Raw genomic sequence first — 20,455 nt, 5'->3', positions numbered from 1 at the left:
CAGTTGCAGCACTCCGTTGCGTGCGCCGCTTGCCGCCTGAACGCCTGTCCGACGCAGTTCTCCTGCCGCGGCTCGCGTTCCGCGAGCCGCACGCCTACCCGTTTCACACTGAATGACGCATTCGCGCGGTAGAGTACCGCGCGCTGACGGCTATTGCCGCGTCGCCTGCGGCCTTGCACCGCGGCAACGCGAGCCGGCATGCGCTTCTTGCACGGCAGGACAACCATGACTTTCGATTTCGCACTCCGTCTCTTCACCGCGTTCGCCTGCGGCGTCGCCATCGGCCTCGAGCGCCAGATGCGCCAGCGCACGGCCGGCCTGCGCACGATCACGCTCGTCGCGAGCGGCGCATGCCTGTTCGTCACGCTCGGCGTGCTGACCGGCAACGGCGTCGCGGGCGTCACGCAGATCGCCGCGTACGTCGTGTCGGGCGTCGGCTTCCTCGGCGGCGGCGTGATCATGCGCGACAAGGGCTCGATCCAGGGCATCAACACGGCCGCGACGCTGTGGTGCTCGGCCGCCGTCGGCGTACTGGCCGGCTCCGGCCATTACGTGCCCGCGTTTGCCGGCACGGGTGTCGTGCTGCTCACCAATACCGTGCTGCGCGGCGTCAGCCAGGCGATCAACGCCACGCCCGTATCGAATGCCGATCTCGTCCGCGAATACCAGATCACGGTGATCTGCCTGACCGCCGACGAAGTGCATATCCGCACGCTGCTGTCGAACTCGATGTACGCGAAGCCGCTGTCGTTCCAGAGCCTGACGAGCGAGGACGTGCCCGACCAGCCGGACCGGCTGAAGGTGACGGCGACGCTGAAGCTGCATCCGAAGGATCAGCAGAAGCTCGAGCAGATCGCGAGCCGGATGAGCATGGAGAAGAGCATTTCCAGCGTGAGCTGGACCGCGAAGGAAGCGGAACCGATGATGGAGTGAGCGGCGTGGCGGCCACCGTATCCGGCGCCGCCCTCGCCTGCGTCACGGTGCGTCGATGAGTCCGGCCGAAATCGCCTTGACGACTGCCTGGACCTTGTTGGTCGCGCCGAGCTTCTCGAGGATGTTGTTGACGTGGAAGTTGACCGTCCGCTCCGAGATGCTGAGGATCTGGCCGATTTCACACGCAGTCTTGCCCTCGGCCGTCCAGCACAGCACCTCGCGCTCGCGCGCGGTCAGCGTGACGCCCGCCGCGGGCGACAGCTTCGGCACCATGAAGCGGCTCATCAGCGAATGCGACAGGTTCGCGAGCCAGTTCGTCTGCAGCGTCAGCATGTTGATTTCAGCAGGCGTCAGCCGGTCGGCATGGCGCGCGATGCTCAGCAGGCCGAACGCACCGCGTGCCGCCCAGCTCGACTGCGCGACGCCCACCGACAGCCCGAAATCGCGTGCGTCCTGCCACAGCGGGCACGGATCGATCCGGTCGACGTCCGGCCAGACGATCATGTTGGTGCTGAGCGCGCCGTCGCGAACCGTCGAATCGATCTCGATGTAGTTCTTCGCCTGGTAGTGCGCCATCCAGCCGTCGGGATAGGTATTGAAGATGGCGACCGACGGCTTCGATACGGGCAACGGTACGCGAATGCCGTAGCAGCAATATTCGAATCCCAGCCGCTTGGAATAGGCGGCGATCCGCTGGAAGAGCTGCTGCTCGTCTTCCGCGGCGCTGAATTGTTGATAGGCATCCTGCCAGCGCAGTTCCATTCTTTCTCCGACAACGTCACGCTGTCATACTTGTCAGGTTCCAGCACCCGTTCGACGCTGATACATTCCGCGCATGACCTCACCTTTGCTGCACCCGGTCCCCGGCCCGTCCCCGGACGGCTACGTACGCCTGCCAGAAGGCGCACTGGCCGTGCTTGCACTCGACCATGTCTCGAGCGGCCTCGACGCATCGCTGCTGTCCGAACTGCGCAACAGCGCGATCGACGCACGCCTTGCCGGCTATACCGAATGGCATCGCACGGCCAGTGCCGGCGCCCCTTACGTGACGGTCGGCTGGGACTGGTACCTCGAACGCGCGACGGGCACGTTCGTGATCGCGGGCGGCGACGTCCGCAGCAACGTGATGGTCATCGATGCCGCCGGCACCGACATCGGCATGTTCCGCACCGCCGCCGCGCTCGCCGCGCGGCTCGCCGGCATCGACTGGCCCGCCGCGGTCGCAGCGGCCCTGCTCGGTCGCAACGACGCCTATCATGCCGGTCCCACGCTCCAGTGACAACCTGTCGCGCATTCCTCCGATCATTTCGCAAGACTGGCGCTCTTTATAAGCAAAAGCCGTCCAGTTTTCAATCCCGTTGATCAAGAAACCGTTACCACGCCGCAAATATCCTTTTTGCGCGGTCACCCTGTAAGAGTTACCAGTTACCGCCTCCTCGTGCCGCGCGATGTAATGCACGCATACAAAAGCACAGATCCGAGGACACCATGCGGACCTTCGTTCACGATGAAGGGCGGTTGCCACACGAACTTGCAGCGGATCTCGGGCGCTACCGGCGCCGCGTGTTCATCGAGCAGCTCGGTTGGGCGCTCCCGTCGGCGAACGAAAGCTTCGAGCGCGACCAGTTCGATCGCGACGATACCGTCTACGTGTTCGCGAGGAACGCCGGCGGCGACATGTGCGGATGTGCGCGCCTACTGCCTACCACGCGCCCGTATCTGCTCAAGTCGCTGTTCGCCGACCTGATCGCCGAAGACATGCCATTGCCGCAATCGGCCGCCGTCTGGGAGCTGTCCAGGTTCGCGGCGACCGACGACGAAGGCGGGCCGGGCAATGCCGAGTGGGCCGTGCGCCCGATGCTGGCGGCCGTCGTCGAATGCGCGGCGCAACTCGGCGCGCGGCAGCTGATCGGCGTGACGTTCGCGAGCATGGAGCGGCTGTTCCGCCGGATCGGCATTCACGCGCACCGCGCAGGGCCGCCGAAACAGGTGGACGGTCGTCTGGTGGTCGCGTGCTGGATCGACATCGATCCGCAAACGTTTGCGGCACTAGGAATCGAGCCGGGGCAGGCAGCCCGGCAAGCCATCGCCGCCTGAGCCGGAGCACGCGCTTCCGTCCGGGCGGCCTCGTAACGAAGGAGAACCAACGTGGACCAGTCTCAGGTCTTTCGCGCGATGATGCCCGGGTTGACGAGCGTCGGCGGCGCCCGCATCACGGTCGCCTATCCGTCGTTTCCCAGGCCGCTGCCGCTCGTGCGGCTCGACCGCCGCGGGCTCGTGTTTCGTGCCGCGGGCGCTGCGCCGCTCGTCTGCGGGCTGCCGCGCCCGGCGACGCTGCTGGTCGCCGACGAACCGCTCTGCTCGCTGCGCCTCGTGATTCGCGACGTCGCCCCGGCCGACAGCGGCCGGCACGACCTGACGATGCAGCCGTCCGGCGCCGCCGGCGACGAATTGCTGTGGCATGCGCTGCGCGACCGCGAACCCTACCGGCACATTCAGCACCCGCTTGCGCCCGTCGATACGGCCCTCGCCGCCGACGGCGAGCCGCTCGCGACGACCGGCGACGCCGCACCGCGTCCGTCGCGCAGCGCGGCCTTCCGCTTGCCGTGCCATAGCGATGCGCTGTTTTTCGCCGACTGGCTCGAATATCACTTTGACGAACTGCGCGCGCTGTCGCAGCAGCACGGGCCGCAACTGCAGCTCAACCAGCTCGAACGACAGGTCGCCGACGACGAGGTCGGCGTGCGTTTCGTCTACGACATCGACGGGCATGCGACGCGGCACGCGCTGACCGACTGCGCCCGCGAAGCCTGTGCATGGATCGAGACGGAAATGCGCGACAAGTACGCGCTGCCCGTCGCGCAAGAGCGGTTCGGCGCGTTTGCGGCGCATGCACGGGCCGGCGGCATGTGAACCGGTGACGGCTGCGAGTTGCATGGATACAACTAGGGCTTGCAAACGTCCGGGTTTTCCCTTAAATTCACGCCTGTCTCCTCCATGTCTCCAAACATGGATTCAGCCCGCTCAAGCAGCGGGCTTTTTTATTGCCTGCGCGGATTACGGGGGCCACATCGTTTCCCGCTCCGGCTAGGCCGCCGGACGCAGCCAGTAGTGATGCACCGCAAATATCAGCGCGACCGTCACGACCAGTATCAGCAACAGATACAGCCAGCCCTTCCTGGTCGACGGCAGATCTGCCAGGGCACCGACGTCGCCCGTCAGCGCCGCCAACGCGGCCACCGCGAGCCCGACCAGTACCAACGTTCCCTTTGCCACCCATCCAAAGGCGGCCTCCAGTCCGGTCGCCCATCGCGACTGGCGATACGGTCCGGCAACCGCCCGACGCAGATCGGGCTTACCCATACGTCACCTCCCGTCCGGCGCGCAGGTATCCACGCGTCGAGCGGCCGGCGCTGCGGAAGGCGGGGATTCGAAGGTCCTGCGAACGTGCAGCCGCTGCGACGCGGTGCACACATTGATTCGGAAGCGTCATGTTGTTGTTTCGTGAGTCGGGAGTCGACCGGTCGCTTCGTTTGGCCGGAATGAAGCGATATCGTTCGATACGACGAGCGTGCGCCGCGACACGATCCGCTCGCCTCGCGCAATCCTGATCGGCCGGCTTATCATTGACCGGCCCGCCACTCTCCCCCGAGGCCATCTTGCACGCCCACCTGCGCATTGCCCGCCCGGTCAGCAACCTCGCCCGCACCGAACGCATGTATCGCAACGCCCTCGACTTGTCGGTTCTCGCACGCTTCGAAGATCACGACGGCTTTTCCGGCGTGATGATCGGACGCGAAGGTCTCGACTATCACTTCGAATTCACGCACTGCCCCGATCATCCGATCGCGCCGTCGCCGACGCCCGAAGACCTGATCGTCTTCTACCTGCCCGATCGCCCGGAATGGGAAGCCGCGTGCGAGCGCGCCACCGCGCACGGCTTCATGCCCGTGACGTCGTTCAATCCGTACTGGGAAATTTCCGGCCAGACCTTCGAGGATGCCGACGGCTACCGGATCGTGCTGCAGAACGGCACCTGGCGCTGACACGCGGATACGCGTGAACCGTTACGCGCCGGCAACCCCGTCGGCGCGTGCGACATACACGACGTGCGGCCGCAGCGGATGCCCGTCCGGCAACGCCGGATGATCGAAATCGCGCGCGGGTCGGCGCAGCATGCCGAGCCGTTCCATCACGCGCCGTGATCGCTGGTTGGTATCGGCCGTCCACGCGAAGATCTCGTCGAGCCCTGCCCGGCCGAACCCGTCGGCCAGTGCGGCGGCAGCCGCTTCTGCAGCATGGCCATGCCCCCACGCGTGGCGCGCCTGCCGCCACATGATCTCGACACATGGCGCCATCGGATGCATTGCACGCACTTCGTGCGACAGGCCGCAAAGCCCGATCAGCATCGCATCGGCGCGCCGTTCGACCGCCCACACACCGAAACCGTGTGCATCGAAATGCGCTTCGAAGCGCGCGATGGCGTCGCTCGCTTCGTCGACGGACATCGGGCCGCGCGCGAGCCACGCGGTCACGTCCGGGTCCGCATGCATCGCCGCAAGCGCACCCGCATCCGACGCGCGCCAGCGACGCAACGTCAAACGTTCGGTTTCGATCTTCGAGGGTGTGGACATGGGTGATGCGGATCGTACGGGAAGTGACGGAACGCAGGCGACGTCACGAACCCGAAGGCGGGACGGTTGACGCAGGGGGAATCTCGATCGTCGCGTCTGCCCGCGACGATCGATAGAACACACAACGAAAAACGGGCGCTGGTGCGCCCGCGGGGATTACTCGTTTTCCTCGAAGTAATGCCCGAACTTCGTCTGCTTCGTGCGGATATAACGCTCGTTTTCCTCGCGCACGGGCACCGCCAGCGCCACGCGTTCGCAGACCGGAATGCCGTGCTTCGCGAGCGTGTCGAACTTCTCCGGGTTGTTGCTCATCAGCCGCACCGACGTCACGCCGAGGATCCGCAGGATCGCGGCGGCCGAATCGTATTCGCGGGCGTCATCGGGCAGGCCAAGGTCGAGGTTCGCCTCGACGGTGTCGCGCCCCTGCTCCTGCAGCGCGTAAGCGCGAATCTTGTTGCTCAGGCCGATCCCGCGCCCCTCATGGCCGCGCAGGTACAGCAGCACGCCGCGGTCTTCTGCCGCGATGTAGCGCAACGCGAGGTCGAGCTGCTCGCCGCAATCGCAGCGATACGAGCCGAACACGTCGCCGGTCAGGCATTCGGAATGCAGCCGCGTCAGCACGGACTGCTCGCCGGCCACGTCGCCCATCACGAGCGCGAGATGTTCGGCATCGCTGCCCGATACGCGAAACGCGTATGACTTGAACGTACCGTAGCGCGTTGGCAGCGACGCGGTGGCGACGAGCGTCACGCACTCGTCGGCCTGGTCATTGCCCGGCATGGGCGATTGGGGACGCGAAGACATCATGAATTCAATCGAAACGTTCAGGAATGTAGGAGTTGTGTGGATAGTGCGTGACGGGAGTTTACCGCTAATCTGGAAACGTCACGCGACTGCCGCTGCCTGCCCGGCTATACTGGGCTTATCGGGTGTCGCGCACCAACCCCCAGCCTTCCCTGTATCGACCTGCACACGGAGAAAGCGAATGAGCACGACTGTCGCGCAGATTCTCAAGGCCAAGCCGGATTCCGGCCGCACGATCTACACCGTCACGAAGACCGATTTCGTCTACGACGCCATCAAGCTGATGGCGGAAAAGGGGATCGGCGCGTTGCTGGTCGTGGACGGCGACGACATCGCGGGCATCGTCACCGAGCGCGACTATGCGCGCAAGGTCGTCCTGCAGGACCGTTCATCGAAAGCCACCCGCGTCGAGGAAATCATGACGGCAAAGGTGCGCTACGTCGAACCGTCGCAATCCACCGACGAGTGCATGGCGCTGATGACCGAACACCGGATGCGCCACCTGCCCGTCCTCGACGGCGGCAAGCTGGTCGGCCTCATCTCGATCGGCGACCTCGTGAAGAGCGTGATTGCCGATCAGCAGTTCACGATCAGCCAGCTCGAACACTACATTCACGGCACGCCGGTCGCTTCCACCTGATTCGCCCCAGCGAAAAAGGCCCAAACGCGTCAGCGTCTGGGCGGAAAGCCGCCGACATGCGGCGACGGAGGTTCTGCTCCTGCGGGCGAACGACGCGCGCACATGGCGCGCGTGTCGTCGATTGAATGGTGCGCTCGGGCAGACCGGGGACGTTCGATTAGTTGCCGAAGTAGACCGAGTTCACGGGGTTCGGCGCATCATGCGTGACGCGGCGGCCTGCCTGGCCGGCACCCGTCGCCACGGCACCGTAGCCGCTCGTATCGGCCTGCGCGAGCGTCGGCTGGTTCGGCTGGACCCGCTGTTCGGCTGCCTGGATGTCGTTCGGGTACTGCGAATCGCTCGCCAGCGGCTTGTAGCCGTTCTGTTCGAGTTGCACGAGTTCAGCCTTGACCTGGTCGCGCGTCAGCCCCTGCTCGGACTGTGCAAACGATGCGATCGGTGCGGCAAGGACGGATGCGGCGATGGCTGCGTAGATGATCGACTTCATGATTTACCTCCGGAATATGTTCTCTTTTGACGTCGCCTCGGCAGGACTGTCTGAAGCGATTGAGTCCAGTGTAGTGCTCGCCATTCCAAGGGGAAACCCTTAGTTTGAACATACAGCGTTGCGATTTTGGAAAAAATCGTCGCGTGTTTCTGGGCGCAGCTCTTGCGACTTGCTTCATCTGCACAACAATTGCTGACGAAACGCCGACAGCCGAATCACCTATCCCGAAGGTTGTGTTGTAGAATCGTAAGGTTTTATTTGCCAGTCGATATCCCATCCACCATGTACGCGCTCACGCCCCTTTCGGTTTCGCCGTCCGGCCCGGCCGGCGTGCGCGCGCACGCCGGCCATCCGGCGCATCCCCTCGCTCGACGCACGGCCCAGGCGCCGCTCGCCCCTGCCCGGCGCCTGATCTGACGGCTCGGCCTCCTCCCGGAGCCAGGTCAGACAGGCTCCGGGCGATCCCATAGGCACGCCACGCCTGCCCTTGCCGATCATTTGGAGAACTGCCATGAAACAACGCCTTTACCAGTTGACCGAACTCGACGTTGCACGCCTCGAAAAGCACGCCGAACACAACCCGCGCTTCCAGGCCATGCTCGACACGCTGCTCGAGCGTGCCGACATCGTCCAGCCCGACGCCATCAAGGCCAATGTCGTCACGATGAACTCGCAGATCACGCTGCTCGACGAGGCGACCCAGGAACAGGCCACCTGGACGATCGTTTATCCGGACGCCGCCAATCTCGAACTCGGCCGCCTGAACGTCTTCTCGCCTGTCGGCATGGCGCTGCTGGGCACGCAGCGTGGCCAGATGGTCAAGGTGATGCAGCCGAGCGGCGCCGAAAAGCTGATGAAGGTCTCCGCGATCGTGTTCCAGCCGGAAGCCAACGGCGAATACACGCGCTGACGCCATCGGCAGCCCGCGCCACGTTCGACACGGGCGCAAAATCAAAAAAGCGAGGCACCGGCCTCGCTTTTTTGCATCCGGGCGACCCGAATCGTCGCCATTGCATTCCGCAGACGAAAAAAAGGCGCCCGAAGGCGCCTTTTTCGATGCTGCGAAGCGGGTTACCCCGCCGTCACGCTTAGAAGCGGTGACGCAGACCAACCGTTGCTGCCGTTTGGTTGATCGACGAGCTCGCTGCCGTCGTGTTGTCGCCGTTGTAGATCGACGTGCCGAACGCATTGCCCTTCGCGCCGCGCTGGTACACAGCCTGTGCGTACACGTCGGTGCGCTTCGACAGAGCGTAGTCAGCTTGCACGCCGAACTGGTTCCAGTGCGAGCTGCCACCGTCTGCCTTCGTGTTCGTGTACGTGTATGCTGCGCCCAGGCCGAGAGCCGGCGTCAGGTTGTACTTTGCGTTGACTTCGTAGTTGTCCGTACGGAACGCACCAGCTTGACCCGGAACGTTGTCGATACGCGATTGCGTCCATGCAGCGCCGACTTGTGCCGGGCCGAATGCGTAGCCAGCACCAGCACCGTACGTGCGGACGCGACCTTGCGAAGCGATGTTCGTCGCGCCGTTTGCGTTCGTGCCGTCGCCCAGGTTAGCTTGCGAGTACGCTGCACCCAGCTTCAGGCCTTGGAACTGGTACGACGCACCAGCGCTGTACGCACGGTTGTTGCCGAAGTTCTGGTTGTTCGAGAACGAGTACGTGCCGCCGAATTGCAGGCCAGCGTAGTTAGCGCTCGTGTACTTGATCGAGTTGTTCAGTGCGACGTCGCCGTTCGTGCTGAGACGGTCGTTGTTGCCGCGGTGCGCGAAGTACGTGCCGCCCCACGTGCCCGTTGCCGTCAGCGGCGCCAGGTAGTCTTGCGTTGCGTCGTACTGCTTGCCCAGCGTGACCGTGCCGTACTGGCTCGACAGGCCGACAAATGCTTGACGGTTGAACATGCCGCCGTTGTTGCCCAGCTTGCCGTTACCGATGCCGAAGCCGCTTTCCAACGTGAAGATTGCCTTCAGGCCGCCACCGAGGTCTTCCGAACCACGCAGGCCGAAACGGCTCTGGTCGATACCCGAGCCCATCGACCACAGCGACTTGCTGGCGACGTTGCTTTGGTAGGTGATGCCTGCGTCCAGCACGCCGTACAGCGTGACGCTGCTTTGCGCGTGAGCGACGGTTGCGAACGATGCTGCAGCTGCTGCAACGATCAGAGTCTTGTTCATTCGTGGAGCTCCCTTCTAAAAAGAGGCAGGTCTCGCGACCTTGTTCATAAACGGTCTGCAACCGCCCGGGAGTGCCATCGGTCCTGCTGGCGACGCCCGGATAGTTGCCCGTTTGGGAACCGTGAGTTTAGGGGTGTACCCTAGGGGAGCGATCCGCAAATAAAGAAATAAGCTTTTCCAGAACTAGAAATAATGAAAGTGGGGGTCGTTCATAAGTATTTGTTTTAACGTTTGTTTTTGACTTCTTGACGACGGCATTTTGGAGGCATTCATCGCACCATTCTTACATGTCATCGTCTTGACGGTTGCATAGAAACAACAAACGGATCTGGCTCAGCACCCCGAAATCGGTAATTTGTACCTATTTCAGCCTCGATTCCCCGGTGTCGGACGCCTAAAACGCACTCGCCCATCAGTAAACAGGCCGCCTCGGGCGACGTCTCCGTCAGCCGACAGAAAGGAACGGGCGTCGGCCGCCTGCCGTGACGCGCAGTAACAGCCTTAACCGCTCGCGTAACCCGGCCGGCGCACCGGCAGGCTAATGTAAGGCAGCCTTCGATACTGAACAGGACACGCCATGAATCGACGCTCGTTGTTGCGCGCCATCGGATTGACCGCCGCCTTCGCCGGCACCGGCTGGCTGCGCGCCGCCTCGGCTCAGCCCGCGCCGCCCGTGTACCGGCCGTCCGGCCCGAACCGCGTGCCCGGCGGGCCGCCCTACGACGATCGCCCGCGCGCCGGGCCGCCGGCAGCCCGGCACGATCGCCGGCCGCCGCCGCCCCGGCCACACGGCTATATATGGACGGACGGCTACTGGCGCTGGCAGCGCGGCCGCTATATATGGGTGTCCGGCCGCTGGGTCGCACGGCGCCCCGGCCGTCGCTGGGTACCCGGCTACTGGCGCCGTCAGGGGCCGGTGTGGGTCTACGTGGACGGTTCGTGGCGATAAGCCGCCGCCCGGCTCCGGCCGATGAAGGTCCGGAGCCGGACGGCGCGCGGGTAGCGGCGCCGTTCGCGCCGTTGCATCAGGATGCGTGGCCGCCGTCGGCGCGTCGTTGCACCAGCGCCCTGCCGGCTCCGCGCCGAACACCTCGGCGCATCATCGCAGCGCTTCGTCGTGACGGGATCCTTCGGATAACGAAATCAATCGATGCCGATGCGAACGCATCCGGCCGTGCGCCATCCCATCGCGCGTCATCTTCGGTACGCCGTGCACCGGCGAAGCGGTCAGTGCGCGCTGCTCAACGCCCGTCGCCCGCCGGTTCCCGCGCACGACGACGCGCCGCGCAGATCGCGCGATGGTGTTCGTCGGCCCACCGGATCATCGCCTGCATCGGCGTCAGGAACGAGCGCCCGAGATCGGTCAGCGCATATTCGACGCGCGGCGGCACTTCGGCAAACAGCGCGCGGCTGACGAAGCCGTCCTGCTCGAGCCGCTTCAGCGTACGCGACAGCATCTGGTTCGACACATCGCCGATCGCGCGACCGAGTTCGTTGAAACGCATCGTTCCGCCGGACAGCGCTTCGAGCACGAGCAGGCTCCACTGGTCGCCGATGCGGTCGAGCACATCGCGGATCGGGCACGGCTGGTCGAGTTCGACGGATTCGTCGGCAGACGGCAACGGCATGACTGGATTCTCTTTCACGGGCAACGCACGGTCATCGCGGTGTGACCTGTTCACACCGCGGTGACTTCTTGTGACGGGTTCGCGGCAACTGTACCATTCGATCGGCCCGACAGCCGTCACGATTCGCCAGTTCAACGAAACATGACGATGACGCGCGGCGTCGGCGTATCGGCCGCAGCGACGACACATGCGTTGCGGCGAATCCTTCGCATCGGGACCGCACGCGTGCCGGCAGTTTCGCGCCGCGGGCCGCCACGCGTCACGATCTGCGCCGCCCCGCAGTCGCATATCGCGCGTCGTGCGTCCCCACGAACCGTCAGTCAAGGAAACCGCTACATGTCATTGTTCCGCTCCCCCGCTCGCGCCGTTGCCGCATGCGTGCTGCTGGCCGCATCGACGGCCGCGCCGGCTGCCGGCCCGGCCACCCGCGACCTGGCCGCCGAGGAAGCCAACCGCCAGCTCGTGCTGACGTTCTACGACCGCTTCTTCAACAAGCACGAAGCGGTCGAAGCCGCCGCCGTCGTCGCGGACGACTACAAACAGCACAACCCGCACGTACCGGACGGCAAGAAGCCATTCGTGTCGTATTTCGTCGGCGCGTTCCAGAAAAACCCGGCATCGCGCGCACGCATCGTCCGCAGCGCGACCGACGGTGACCTCGTATACCTGCACGTGCATGCGACCGAGCGTCCGGGCGATCGCGGCGAAGCGGTGGTCGACATCTTCCGCGTGAAGGACGGCAAGATCGTCGAGCACTGGGACGTGATCCAGCCCGTGCCCGAGACGGCCGCGAACGGGAACACGATGTTCTGACGCGCGCGCCGGGCAAGCGCGGATGCCCGGCGCCGGCGAAGTCTCCTACAATCGTGCTTCGCCGCCGCTCCGGCGCAGGCGAAGCACGGCCCGCACCGGCGGCCGTTCGCGCAGACGGTGTCAACGATGAGCCCCGCCCATATTTCCCTGAGCAGCGCCGGCGACCTGGTCGCCAGCCTCGGCAGTCCGCAGTTTCCCGCCCGGCTTTGGGCGTGGCTGCGCGAAACCGTCGATCCGCAATCCCATTACAGCGTCGCGACACGCTACCGGCGTGACGCGCCGTCGCATTCGGTCGACAGCGTCGACGTGCTGTTCTTCGCCGGCGGCGACGATCCTGACGGCACGCGCCATGCACTCGATCTGTATACACGGGGCGACTGGCGCACCGACACGCTGCTCCCGCATATCGAGCGCGCTACCGATTCGCAGCTCGTGTTCTCCTGCAACGAGGACATCGACACGGCCACCGAGTACGGCCGCCAGTTCGCGCTCGGCGATCTCGGCGAGGACTGCACGCTGCTCGGCAGCGAGCGCGACTATGTCTACGCGTTCTCGCTGTTCCGCCGACGCGGCCAGCCGTCCTATACGCTGGCCGAACTGGCGCTGCTGCGGCAGCTCGGCGATTTCGTGCTGCCGCTGCTGATCCAGCACGCGCGGCTCGCCCGCCTGACGCCGCGCTCGGACGACGGCGCGCTGCTGCGGCGCTTCGAACAGCGGCTGGCGGCCAGCGGTGCGGCGCTGTCGCAGCGCGAGCGGCTCGTCTGCCGCGCGGTGCTGCAAGGGCAGCCCGTGCCGCAGATCGCCGACACGCTCGCGCTCAAGCCGAGCAGCGTGCGCACCTATCTCGGGCGTGCGCTCGCGAAGCTCGGCGTCGCGAACCGCGCCGGGCTGTTCGCGTGGTGCGTGGCCGAAGAAGCCGCGCCGGAAGACCGCAGCCAGTAGGCGCCGCCCCCACCGCCTTTGTCGCGCGTTGTCCTCAAAACAATGACAGACAGCCGCCCGCCCCGCTCCTAGTATCTGACTCACCCGAGCGCCGCAGCGCGTCGGATACCACGGAGATACGGAATGCCGAATACCGGTTCGACGCCGGCCCGCGCGGCCGCGCGCCCGTCGCCCCTCGATTCGCCGATACGAATTCATCGGCGAAACCGGCATGACGCTCCGGCAACCATCGCCGGCCTCCGGCACGGCGCTGCGCCGCCCGGGCCGCGCAGCGCCGGCACGTAACGCCCCTATCCCCTTCCAACCCGACCGGGTTCACGCGACCGGACGAGCCATACGGCCCGCCTGCCGGACACGTGCGTCCGTCGATCTCCCTACCGGAGCAGACACATGCAATACGCCGATACCGTCTATCTGAACGGCCTGCTTTACACGGGCGACGCGCAGCGCCGCTTCGCGCAGGCGCTCGCCACCCAGGACGGCAAGATCGTCGCGGTCGGCCGCGACGACGACATCCGCCCGCTGGCCGGCCCCGCGACGCGGATGGTCGATCTCGCCGGCCGCCTGATGCTGCCGGGACTGATCGACGGTCACGTGCATCCGCTCGAAGGCCATCAGATCCTCGGCGACTTCGACCTGTCCGGCATCAACGATCCCGAGACGATCCTGCAACGCATCCGTGCGTGTGCCGACGCGACGCCGAACGAGCCGTGGGTCTACCTCGGCGGCGCGAACCTCGCTGCGTTCGGCGCATATCCGACCCGCGCGCTGCTCGACCGCGTCGTGCCCGACCGGCCGCTGCTCGTGGTCGGCTTCGACGTGCACAGCGGCTGCCTCAACACGAAGGGGCTCGAAGCGGCCGGCATCCAGGCCGACACGCCCAATCCGTCGGGCGGCGTGATCGAGCGCGATGCGTCGGGCGCGCCGACCGGCGTCGTACACGAAGCGGCGTTCTACCGCGTGTGCCCGATCATTCCCCAACTGAGCCCGGCCGGCTACCCGAAGTCGCTCGCCAAGGCGCACGCGATGGCGCACGGCTACGGCATCACCGGCTGGTTCGATGCCCGCGTCGAGGAAGACCAGCTCAAGGCCTATGCCGACGCGCAGCGTGCGGGTACGCTGAAGGCGTACATGAGCGCGGGCCTGTACGCGAACCCGCGCCGCGACCCACGCGAGCAGGTCGAACGCTTCGTCGCCTGGCGTCGCGAATACGAACGCGACAACCTGCGCCTGCATACGGTGAAGATCTTCGTCGACGGCGTGCCGGAATCGAAAACCGCCGCGTTGCTCGAACCGTACGCGGGCACCGACGACTGCGGCCTCGCGCTTTGGAGCCAGGACGCGCTGAACGACATCTGCCTGCTCGCCGATATGGCCGGCTTCGACCTGCACTTCCATACGCTCGCCGACCGCGCGGTGCGCATGACGCTCGACGCGCTCGAACACATCCAGCGCCGCAACGGCATGCGCGACCGGCGCGCGCAGCTTGCGCACCTGCAGCTCGTCGATCCGGCCGACATGAGCCGCTTCAACCGGCTCGGCGCGATCGCGAGCGTGCAGACGCTGTGGACGGCCGCCCGCGACGAGCAGCAACAGCTTTACCGCGATCTGCTCGGCGACGAGCGCACCGCGCGCAACTATCCGTTCCGCAGCCTGCGCAACGCGGGCGCGATGCTCGCGGCCGGTTCCGACTGGTCGGTCAGCACGATGGACCCGATGCAGATCATCCAGACGGGCGTCACGCATCTGCTGATCGACCAGCCCGACAGCCCGCCGTGGAATCCGCACGAACGGCTCGACCTGCTCACGATGCTCGAGGCCTATACGGTCAACACCGCGTACGCGCTGCGATTCGACGACTGCACGGGTTCGCTCGAAGCGGGCAAGGATGCAAGCTTCGCGATCCTCGACCGCAATCCGTTCGCGCACCCGGTCGAGACGTTCGCGCAGGCCCGCGTGATCGAGACGTGCTTCCGCGGCGAAGTCGTGCACGCCGCGCCGGGCTGGGCCGACTGAGCGTCGGCCCGGGCCGTCGTCAGGCGACGCCGAGCGCCAGTACCTGCTCGGTCGTCAGCACGTCGCCGAACGTGTCCGACAGCGCGGCCAGCGTCGCGCGATGGAGGTCGCGGTGCGGCACCGTCCCGCCGTCCGCGACGTCGAGGTCGCGCGTCGCGCACGCGTCGTCGACGACGATCACCGCATAGCCGAGCGGCACCGCGTCGCGTGCCGCGCCGGCCACGCACGCATGCGTCATCAGGCCCGTGACGATCAGCGTGTCGATGCCGGCCGCCTTCAGGCGCGCATCGAGGTCCGTCGTCGGGAACACGCTGACCGACGTCTTCTTCACGACCGCGTGGTGCGGCGCCGGCTGTAGCTCCGCGTGGAAGCGGAAGCCGTCGCTGCCTTCGGCGAAGATCGGGCTGTCGGCCGTATCGACGTGCTGGACGTGAAACACCGGAATGCCCGCGCGGTCGGCGAATGCGATCACGCGCCGCGCATTGCCCAGCGCGCGCGGCCCTTCCGGAATCGGCAGGCGGCCGCTGAAGTACTCGTTCTGGAAATCGATCACCAGCAGCGCGCTGCGGGCGGCGTCGATCGACGTCGGCGCGGTCGCGCCGGCCAGGGTACGGATGGTCGGGTGTTGCATGGGTCGCTCTCTTTCGGTTCGCACATCGATCGGACGGCGCGCCGGGCTTGCCGGCGCCGCCGGACGCGGCCCGATCCTTCACCGGCCGCGAGGCGCCAGTGTCGGGCCGCGCGGCCGTGCGCGACAGCGGCGCGCGGGACAAGGTCCGACAGGATCGGGCCAACGTGCGCACGGGCCGCTTACGACAGCGCGGCCGTACGGGCGCCCGGCCGCGTCCGCGCGTACGCGACCATCATCGCGAAGCTGAGCAGGAAGCCCGCACCGCCGATCAGCAGCAGGCCGGTCTCGCCGAACACCGGCAGCAGGTTCGTCAGCGCGCCCGTCACGACCCACGCGACCGCCATCACCGAGCCCGCGACGCCGAGCGCCCAGCCTTGCCGGTCCTCGCTGACGGCGTCGGAGAACGCCGTATACATCGTCGTGTACGCAACCATGTCGAAACAGCCGACGACCATCGCAAGCGCCCACAGCACCGGTTCGTGCGGGAACAACGCCGACAGGACCTGGCCCAGCCCGGCGACGAGCAAGCCTGTCTTCGCGATGTCGATCACGCGCCACACGCGCAGCATCAGCCGCACGACGAACAGCAGGCCGAACACGAAGCAGATGCCGATCACGCCGCTGAACAGCCCGAGCCGCGCGCTCGTATAACCGAATTTCGCCTGCAGCAGCAGCATGATGGTCTGCAGGTACAGCCCGTAGCCGACCTGCATCAGGAAGAACACCACCGACAGGAACGCGACGTTGCGCTGGCGCGCGGCCTCCCAGATGATCCGCAGCGGCAGCAGCGGATCGATGCGCGTGTCGCCGCGCGGCGCGGCCGAGTCGCGATACGACGCCCAGGTCCAGAACGCGCAGGCGAGCGACAGCACGGCGACCAGCACGAACGGCGTGCCGTAGTCGAACAGCGGCGAGATCGTCCGGTCGGACGTGACGCCGCCGAGCACTGGACCGACGATCACGCCCGCGCTGAACGCGAGCGACATGATGCTCATGTTGTACGCCTTGTTCTCGGGCGTGCTCAGGTCGGTGATCGCCGCCTGCGCGATGCCCTGGCAACCGGCCATCAGGCCGGTGAGCCCGCGCCCGGCCAGCAGCAGCGCGATGCTGGCGCGCCACGCGCCGGCCGCCATCATCGCGTAGCCGGCCGCGAGACCGAGCACGCACAGCAGCAGGACGCGGCGGCGGCCGTAGCGATCGGACAGTTCGCCCATCAGCGACGAGCCGAAGAACATGCACAGCGGGTAGATCCCGTAGCCGAGACCGAGATAGAAATTGCGCGCGTGCTCGCCGGCGTCGGCCGGCAGGATGCCCGCGTGCGGATCGCTGAAGATCGCGGACATCATCGGGTAGACGAGCCCGAACCCCATCGCGTCGAGCGCGATGGCGAGCAGGCAGGGGCCGAGCAACTTGTAGTCGAGACGGGACATGGCGACCTTCCGGACGGAGTGGATGATCGCCCAAGCGTAATGACCGCGCGGCGGCGCCGGTAGGCCGCCGCCCGCGATGCTAACCATCGGCCGTGCCGATACCCGCCATGCCGCCCGCGCCGATGGGTCGCCGGCGCAGCCCACGCGTACTCGTCCGTTTGGACGGCACGGAGCACGCGCTTTGTTGCGATCATGGCCGTCATTCATCGCGCGGCACGCATCGATGCGTCCGCCACGGAGACGACATGAACGCCCCACTCCCCGGCCCCGTCGACCAGATCGGCTACGTGGTCGCCGACCTCGACCGCAGCATCGCGCGCTGGCGCGCCCGCCACGATGTCGGCCCGTGGACCGTATTCCGCAATGTCCGCCTCGACGGCCGGTATCTCGGCGAACCGGTGACGGTCACGATGGACGTCGGGCTCGCGTATCGCGGCGATCTGCAGATCGAACTGATCCACGTAACGAACGACACGCCGTCGCCGTACCGCGATGGGCACGGGCAACCGCTCGCGGGCCTGCATCACGTCGCGTGGGTCGTCGACGATCTCGATGCGGCGGTCGCACGGCTCACCGCGCTCGGCCTGCGCATCGTGTTCGAAGCGTGCAACCCGGCCACGCGCGTCGCGTATCTCGACGACGCCGACGATCCCGGCGTGCGCGTCGAAGTAATCGAAGGCGCGGGCATGCGCGACATGATCGCGCACGGCATCGCCGAAGCACACGCCTGGGACGGCACCGATCCGGTTCGCATCGTCGACGCGGCGGACGCCTCCGCATGAGCGGCCCCGCGCGCGCCCCCTCTCACTCACAGGAGCAAGCAGAATGAAACGACTCGAAGGCAAGGTGGCGCTGATCACGGGCGGCGCCCGCGGCCAGGGCGAAGCGGAAGCACGTCGGTTCGTCGCCGAAGGCGCGCGCGTGGTGATCGCCGACGTGCTGGACGACGCCGGCCGGCGCGTCGCGGCCGAACTCGGCGACGCCGCACGATTCCAGCATCTCGACGTCACGAGCGAAGCCGACTGGCAGGCGGCCGTCCGAGCGACGCTCGCGCAGTTCGGCCGGCTCGACGTCCTCGTGAACAACGCGGCGATCCTGAAGCTCGTGCCGATCGAATCGTGTTCGCTCGACGACTATCGCAAGGTGATCGACGTGAACCAGGTCGGCTGCTGGCTCGGCATGAAATCGGCCGTGGCCGCGCTGAAGGAAGCCGGCGGCGGCTCGATCGTCAACGTGTCGTCGACGGCCGGGATGGAGGGCGTCGCGGGCGGCAGCGCATACGTGTCGAGCAAGTTCGCGGTGCGCGGGATGACGAAGGCAGCCGCGCTCGAATTCGGCCGCTACGGCATTCGCGTGAACTCGGTGCATCCGGGCGGCATCGACACGGTGATGGCGCGCCCGCCCGAGTTCGCGGATTTCGATCCGTCGTCGATCTACAGCGGCCTGCCGATCGCACGCATCGGCAAACCCGACGAAGTGGCCAGCCTCGTGCTGTTCCTCGCGTCCGACGAATCGGCGTATTGCACGGGGGCGGAATTCATCGTCGACGGCGGGTTGCTCGCGGGCAGCACGTTCCACTGAGCCACCGCGCCAGCCGGCAACGCCAACGCCAACGCCGCCGGCGGCTCGATCCGCACGGCGGCGTTGGCGCTTTGCGGCAAGGAGCAAGCGCCGCTCAATACCCCTTCGGCTGGATCGCCGGCGCACCGGCTCCGCGCGCACCCTGCTTGCCGCCGCGCACGAAGCGGCGCCCGTACGGGCCGTACACGCCGTCCGGCTCCGGATACAAAGTCAGCAGCACGAAGTACAGCAGCCCGCCCACCGCCAGCGATACAGGCACGCTCAGGTCGAGCCCGCCCGCGAGGTGACCGAGTGGCCCGACGAACTGGCCCGGCAGGTTCACGAACGCGAGCCCGGTGAACGCGGCCGGCAGCCATGCGCCCATCGCGCGCACGTTCCAGCCGTGCGTGAACCAGTAATGGCCGCCGTGCAGGCCGCGGTTGAACACCTGCAGGTCGTCGGCGAGATAGTAGCCGCGGCGCGTCACGTAGCCGATCACCATGATCGCCATCCACGGGCAGCTGAACGTGTCGATCAGCGTCGAGAACGTCGCGACGCTTTCGACGAGGTTGAACCAGAAGCGGCCGACGAAGATGAACGCGATCGCGATCGTGCCGATCAGCAGCGTCGCACGCACGCGGTTCAGGAGGCGCGGAAACATGCTCGACACGTCGAGCCCGGTGCCGTACAGCGCGGTCGTGCCGGTCGACATCCCGCCGATGATCGCGATCAGGCACATCGGCAGCAGGAACCAGCGCGGCGAAATCGCAAGCAGCCCGCCGACGTAGTCGTTCGATGCGATGAACGCGGGCGCCTTCGCCGCGATGATCGTCGCGGTCGCGAGGCCGAAGAAGAACGGCACGAACGTCGCGACCTGCGCGGCGAACACGGCGCCCATCACGCGATGCTTCGGCGTGTGCTGCGGAATGTAGCGCGCCCAGTCACCGAGCGTCGACGCGAACGATACCGGGTTGCTCAGCGCAACCAGCACCGCGCCGACGAACGCGGCCCAGAAACCTGCGCCGCCCGGCTGCAGCGTGCCCGCATAGTTGATGTCGAACAGGCCGGCGAATGCGAACAGGCCCGCGACGAACAGCACGCTCGCGGCCCACACGGCGATCTTGTTGACCCACAACATGAAGCGGAAACCGTAGATGCAGACGATCAGCACGAGCACCGCGAACACCATGTAGGCCGCACCGAGCGTGACGCCGTTGACGGGCACGCCGACCATGTCGTGCGCGCCGCCGACGAGCGCATCGCCGGAGCTCCACACCGCGAGCGAGAAGAACGCGATCGACGTGAGCAGCGCGAGAAACGAGCCGACGATCCGGCCATGGATGCCGAAATGCGCGCCGGACGACACGGGGTCGCTCGTGCCGTTGCGCGGGCCGAACAGGCTCATCGGCGCGAGGATGCACGTGCCGGCGAGCACGCCGAGCACGACCGCGCAGACGCCCGCCTTGAACGACAGTCCGACCAGCACCGGAAAGCTGCCGAGCACCGATGTGGAAAACGTATTGCAGCCGCCGAACAGCAACCGGAACAGATCGATCGGCCGCGCGTAGCGCGATGCATCGGGAATGCGCTCGAAACCGAACGACTCGACCTGCGTAATCCTGCCTTCACCCATTTGTCTCCCACTCCTCTGGTGCACCTGTACGGCCCGGGGCTGCGGCCATACGACACATCGTCATCGATTCGCGGCCACTCTAAACCGGATCGCGCGGCGCAAATATCACGCATTCGAGACGTTTACGACGATG

General features: G+C 66.5%; 23 protein-coding genes. 13 read left to right on the top strand and 10 right to left on the bottom strand.

Annotated elements, in window-relative coordinates; translation table 11 throughout:
* Positions 1 to 225 precede the first annotated feature (225 nt).
* A complete protein-coding gene (locus U5798_RS04970; RefSeq protein ID WP_322081389.1) occupies positions 226 to 933 on the top strand; it encodes an MgtC/SapB family protein in 708 nt (235 codons plus the stop codon).
* 42 nt (positions 934 to 975) lie between these two features.
* On the opposite strand, the gene U5798_RS04965 is transcribed toward U5798_RS04970, so the two are convergent.
* Positions 976 to 1,695 (bottom strand): autoinducer binding domain-containing protein, encoded by a 720-nt coding sequence (locus U5798_RS04965; RefSeq protein ID WP_124446692.1) that lies wholly within the window; start codon positions 1,693 to 1,695, stop codon positions 976 to 978.
* 73 nt (positions 1,696 to 1,768) lie between these two features.
* Between U5798_RS04965 and U5798_RS04960 the strand changes: the two genes are divergently transcribed.
* The 3 genes from U5798_RS04960 (at position 1,769) to U5798_RS04950 (ending at position 3,846) form a co-directional block, all read left to right on the top strand.
* On the top strand, positions 1,769 to 2,212 hold the full coding sequence (locus U5798_RS04960) for a DUF4902 domain-containing protein (RefSeq protein WP_322081388.1): 444 nt from the start codon (positions 1,769 to 1,771) through the stop codon (positions 2,210 to 2,212).
* 209 nt (positions 2,213 to 2,421) lie between these two features.
* A complete protein-coding gene (locus tag U5798_RS04955; protein WP_124446688.1) occupies positions 2,422 to 3,030 on the top strand; it encodes an acyl-homoserine-lactone synthase in 609 nt (202 codons plus the stop codon).
* Positions 3,031 to 3,081: 51 nt separating this feature from the next.
* Positions 3,082 to 3,846: a hypothetical protein gene (locus U5798_RS04950; protein ID WP_322081387.1), complete on the top strand. Its 765-nt coding sequence runs from the start codon at positions 3,082 to 3,084 to the stop codon at positions 3,844 to 3,846.
* Between the two features lie 174 nt (positions 3,847 to 4,020).
* On the opposite strand, the gene U5798_RS04945 is transcribed toward U5798_RS04950, so the two are convergent.
* Positions 4,021 to 4,296: a hypothetical protein gene (locus U5798_RS04945; RefSeq protein WP_322081386.1), complete on the bottom strand. Its 276-nt coding sequence runs from the start codon at positions 4,294 to 4,296 to the stop codon at positions 4,021 to 4,023.
* 296 nt (positions 4,297 to 4,592) lie between these two features.
* On the opposite strand from U5798_RS04945, the gene U5798_RS04940 reads away from it, so the two are divergent.
* A complete protein-coding gene (locus U5798_RS04940) occupies positions 4,593 to 4,979 on the top strand; it encodes a VOC family protein (protein ID WP_124446684.1) in 387 nt (128 codons plus the stop codon).
* A 21-nt stretch (positions 4,980 to 5,000) separates the two neighbouring features.
* On the opposite strand, the gene U5798_RS04935 is transcribed toward U5798_RS04940, so the two are convergent.
* On the bottom strand, positions 5,001 to 5,567 hold the full coding sequence (locus U5798_RS04935) for a GNAT family N-acetyltransferase (protein WP_322081385.1): 567 nt from the start codon (positions 5,565 to 5,567) through the stop codon (positions 5,001 to 5,003).
* Positions 5,568 to 5,723: 156 nt separating this feature from the next.
* Positions 5,724 to 6,374, bottom strand: coding sequence for a GTP cyclohydrolase II (gene ribA, locus U5798_RS04930; protein WP_124449908.1), 651 nt, complete (start codon positions 6,372 to 6,374; stop codon positions 5,724 to 5,726).
* A 178-nt stretch (positions 6,375 to 6,552) separates the two neighbouring features.
* Here ribA and U5798_RS04925 point away from each other — a divergent pair, with 178 nt between their 5' ends.
* Positions 6,553 to 7,011, top strand: a complete 459-nt coding sequence (locus U5798_RS04925) for a CBS domain-containing protein (protein WP_034189919.1) — start codon at positions 6,553 to 6,555, stop codon at positions 7,009 to 7,011.
* Between the two features lie 157 nt (positions 7,012 to 7,168).
* Here the strand turns inward: U5798_RS04925 and U5798_RS04920 are convergent, their stop codons facing one another.
* A complete protein-coding gene (locus tag U5798_RS04920) occupies positions 7,169 to 7,498 on the bottom strand; it encodes a DUF4148 domain-containing protein (RefSeq protein WP_124449906.1) in 330 nt (109 codons plus the stop codon).
* Positions 7,499 to 8,009: 511 nt separating this feature from the next.
* On the opposite strand from U5798_RS04920, the gene U5798_RS04915 reads away from it, so the two are divergent.
* A complete protein-coding gene (locus tag U5798_RS04915; RefSeq protein ID WP_124449904.1) occupies positions 8,010 to 8,408 on the top strand; it encodes a GreA/GreB family elongation factor in 399 nt (132 codons plus the stop codon).
* A 178-nt stretch (positions 8,409 to 8,586) separates the two neighbouring features.
* Here U5798_RS04915 and U5798_RS04910 read toward each other — a convergent pair whose 3' ends face one another.
* A complete protein-coding gene (locus tag U5798_RS04910) occupies positions 8,587 to 9,669 on the bottom strand; it encodes a porin (RefSeq protein ID WP_124449902.1) in 1,083 nt (360 codons plus the stop codon).
* Between the two features lie 577 nt (positions 9,670 to 10,246).
* On the opposite strand from U5798_RS04910, the gene U5798_RS04905 reads away from it, so the two are divergent.
* On the top strand, positions 10,247 to 10,618 hold the full coding sequence (locus tag U5798_RS04905) for a YXWGXW repeat-containing protein (RefSeq protein WP_124449900.1): 372 nt from the start codon (positions 10,247 to 10,249) through the stop codon (positions 10,616 to 10,618).
* A 292-nt stretch (positions 10,619 to 10,910) separates the two neighbouring features.
* Here U5798_RS04905 and U5798_RS04900 read toward each other — a convergent pair whose 3' ends face one another.
* On the bottom strand, positions 10,911 to 11,297 hold the full coding sequence (locus U5798_RS04900; RefSeq protein ID WP_124449898.1) for a winged helix-turn-helix transcriptional regulator: 387 nt from the start codon (positions 11,295 to 11,297) through the stop codon (positions 10,911 to 10,913).
* A gap of 336 nt (positions 11,298 to 11,633) precedes the next feature.
* Between U5798_RS04900 and U5798_RS04895 the strand changes: the two genes are divergently transcribed.
* The 3 genes from U5798_RS04895 (at position 11,634) to U5798_RS04885 (ending at position 15,068) form a co-directional block, all read left to right on the top strand.
* Positions 11,634 to 12,110: a nuclear transport factor 2 family protein gene (locus U5798_RS04895; RefSeq protein ID WP_124449896.1), complete on the top strand. Its 477-nt coding sequence runs from the start codon at positions 11,634 to 11,636 to the stop codon at positions 12,108 to 12,110.
* A 126-nt stretch (positions 12,111 to 12,236) separates the two neighbouring features.
* Entirely contained in the window at positions 12,237 to 13,052 is an 816-nt protein-coding gene (locus U5798_RS04890; protein ID WP_124449894.1) for a helix-turn-helix transcriptional regulator, read from the top strand.
* A 390-nt stretch (positions 13,053 to 13,442) separates the two neighbouring features.
* Positions 13,443 to 15,068 (top strand): amidohydrolase, encoded by a 1,626-nt coding sequence (locus U5798_RS04885; protein WP_322081384.1) that lies wholly within the window; start codon positions 13,443 to 13,445, stop codon positions 15,066 to 15,068.
* Positions 15,069 to 15,087: 19 nt separating this feature from the next.
* Here the strand turns inward: U5798_RS04885 and U5798_RS04880 are convergent, their stop codons facing one another.
* Entirely contained in the window at positions 15,088 to 15,699 is a 612-nt protein-coding gene (locus U5798_RS04880; protein WP_124449890.1) for a cysteine hydrolase family protein, read from the bottom strand.
* 179 nt (positions 15,700 to 15,878) lie between these two features.
* Positions 15,879 to 17,129 carry an MFS transporter gene (locus U5798_RS04875; RefSeq protein ID WP_322081383.1) on the bottom strand — a complete coding sequence of 417 codons (1,251 nt, stop codon included), beginning with the start codon at positions 17,127 to 17,129 and terminating at the stop codon, positions 15,879 to 15,881.
* Between the two features lie 245 nt (positions 17,130 to 17,374).
* Between U5798_RS04875 and U5798_RS04870 the strand changes: the two genes are divergently transcribed.
* Both U5798_RS04870 and U5798_RS04865 read left to right on the top strand, forming a co-directional pair.
* A complete protein-coding gene (locus U5798_RS04870) occupies positions 17,375 to 17,911 on the top strand; it encodes a VOC family protein (protein ID WP_322081382.1) in 537 nt (178 codons plus the stop codon).
* A gap of 43 nt (positions 17,912 to 17,954) precedes the next feature.
* Complete coding sequence (locus tag U5798_RS04865) at positions 17,955 to 18,710, top strand: glucose 1-dehydrogenase (RefSeq protein WP_322081381.1); 756 nt, start codon at positions 17,955 to 17,957, stop codon at positions 18,708 to 18,710.
* 94 nt (positions 18,711 to 18,804) lie between these two features.
* Here U5798_RS04865 and U5798_RS04860 read toward each other — a convergent pair whose 3' ends face one another.
* Positions 18,805 to 20,322, bottom strand: a complete 1,518-nt coding sequence (locus U5798_RS04860; protein WP_322081380.1) for a purine-cytosine permease family protein — start codon at positions 20,320 to 20,322, stop codon at positions 18,805 to 18,807.
* Positions 20,323 to 20,455 lie beyond the last annotated feature (133 nt).

The organism is Burkholderia sp. BCC1972, from assembly GCF_905339605.1.
Taxonomy (GTDB): Bacteria; Pseudomonadota; Gammaproteobacteria; order Burkholderiales; family Burkholderiaceae; genus Burkholderia.
Note: the sequence above shows the minus strand (reverse complement) of the source record. Positions and strands in the feature narration are given on the sequence as shown.

Coding starts and splice junctions, on each gene's coding strand:
- U5798_RS04970 (WP_322081389.1), top strand. CDS start 226: ATGACTTTCGATTTCGCACTCCGTCTCTTCACCGCGTTCGCCTGCGGC.
- U5798_RS04965 (WP_124446692.1), bottom strand. CDS start 1,695: ATGGAACTGCGCTGGCAGGATGCCTATCAACAATTCAGCGCCGCGGAA.
- U5798_RS04960 (WP_322081388.1), top strand. CDS start 1,769: ATGACCTCACCTTTGCTGCACCCGGTCCCCGGCCCGTCCCCGGACGGC.
- U5798_RS04955 (WP_124446688.1), top strand. CDS start 2,422: ATGCGGACCTTCGTTCACGATGAAGGGCGGTTGCCACACGAACTTGCA.
- U5798_RS04945 (WP_322081386.1), bottom strand. CDS start 4,296: ATGGGTAAGCCCGATCTGCGTCGGGCGGTTGCCGGACCGTATCGCCAG.
- U5798_RS04935 (WP_322081385.1), bottom strand. CDS start 5,567: ATGTCCACACCCTCGAAGATCGAAACCGAACGTTTGACGTTGCGTCGC.
- ribA (WP_124449908.1), bottom strand. CDS start 6,374: ATGATGTCTTCGCGTCCCCAATCGCCCATGCCGGGCAATGACCAGGCC.
- U5798_RS04925 (WP_034189919.1), top strand. CDS start 6,553: ATGAGCACGACTGTCGCGCAGATTCTCAAGGCCAAGCCGGATTCCGGC.
- U5798_RS04920 (WP_124449906.1), bottom strand. CDS start 7,498: ATGAAGTCGATCATCTACGCAGCCATCGCCGCATCCGTCCTTGCCGCA.
- U5798_RS04915 (WP_124449904.1), top strand. CDS start 8,010: ATGAAACAACGCCTTTACCAGTTGACCGAACTCGACGTTGCACGCCTC.
- U5798_RS04910 (WP_124449902.1), bottom strand. CDS start 9,669: ATGAACAAGACTCTGATCGTTGCAGCAGCTGCAGCATCGTTCGCAACC.
- U5798_RS04905 (WP_124449900.1), top strand. CDS start 10,247: ATGAATCGACGCTCGTTGTTGCGCGCCATCGGATTGACCGCCGCCTTC.
- U5798_RS04900 (WP_124449898.1), bottom strand. CDS start 11,297: ATGCCGTTGCCGTCTGCCGACGAATCCGTCGAACTCGACCAGCCGTGC.
- U5798_RS04895 (WP_124449896.1), top strand. CDS start 11,634: ATGTCATTGTTCCGCTCCCCCGCTCGCGCCGTTGCCGCATGCGTGCTG.
- U5798_RS04890 (WP_124449894.1), top strand. CDS start 12,237: ATGAGCCCCGCCCATATTTCCCTGAGCAGCGCCGGCGACCTGGTCGCC.
- U5798_RS04885 (WP_322081384.1), top strand. CDS start 13,443: ATGCAATACGCCGATACCGTCTATCTGAACGGCCTGCTTTACACGGGC.
- U5798_RS04880 (WP_124449890.1), bottom strand. CDS start 15,699: ATGCAACACCCGACCATCCGTACCCTGGCCGGCGCGACCGCGCCGACG.
- U5798_RS04875 (WP_322081383.1), bottom strand. CDS start 17,129: ATGTCCCGTCTCGACTACAAGTTGCTCGGCCCCTGCCTGCTCGCCATC.
- U5798_RS04870 (WP_322081382.1), top strand. CDS start 17,375: ATGAACGCCCCACTCCCCGGCCCCGTCGACCAGATCGGCTACGTGGTC.
- U5798_RS04865 (WP_322081381.1), top strand. CDS start 17,955: ATGAAACGACTCGAAGGCAAGGTGGCGCTGATCACGGGCGGCGCCCGC.
- U5798_RS04860 (WP_322081380.1), bottom strand. CDS start 20,322: ATGGGTGAAGGCAGGATTACGCAGGTCGAGTCGTTCGGTTTCGAGCGC.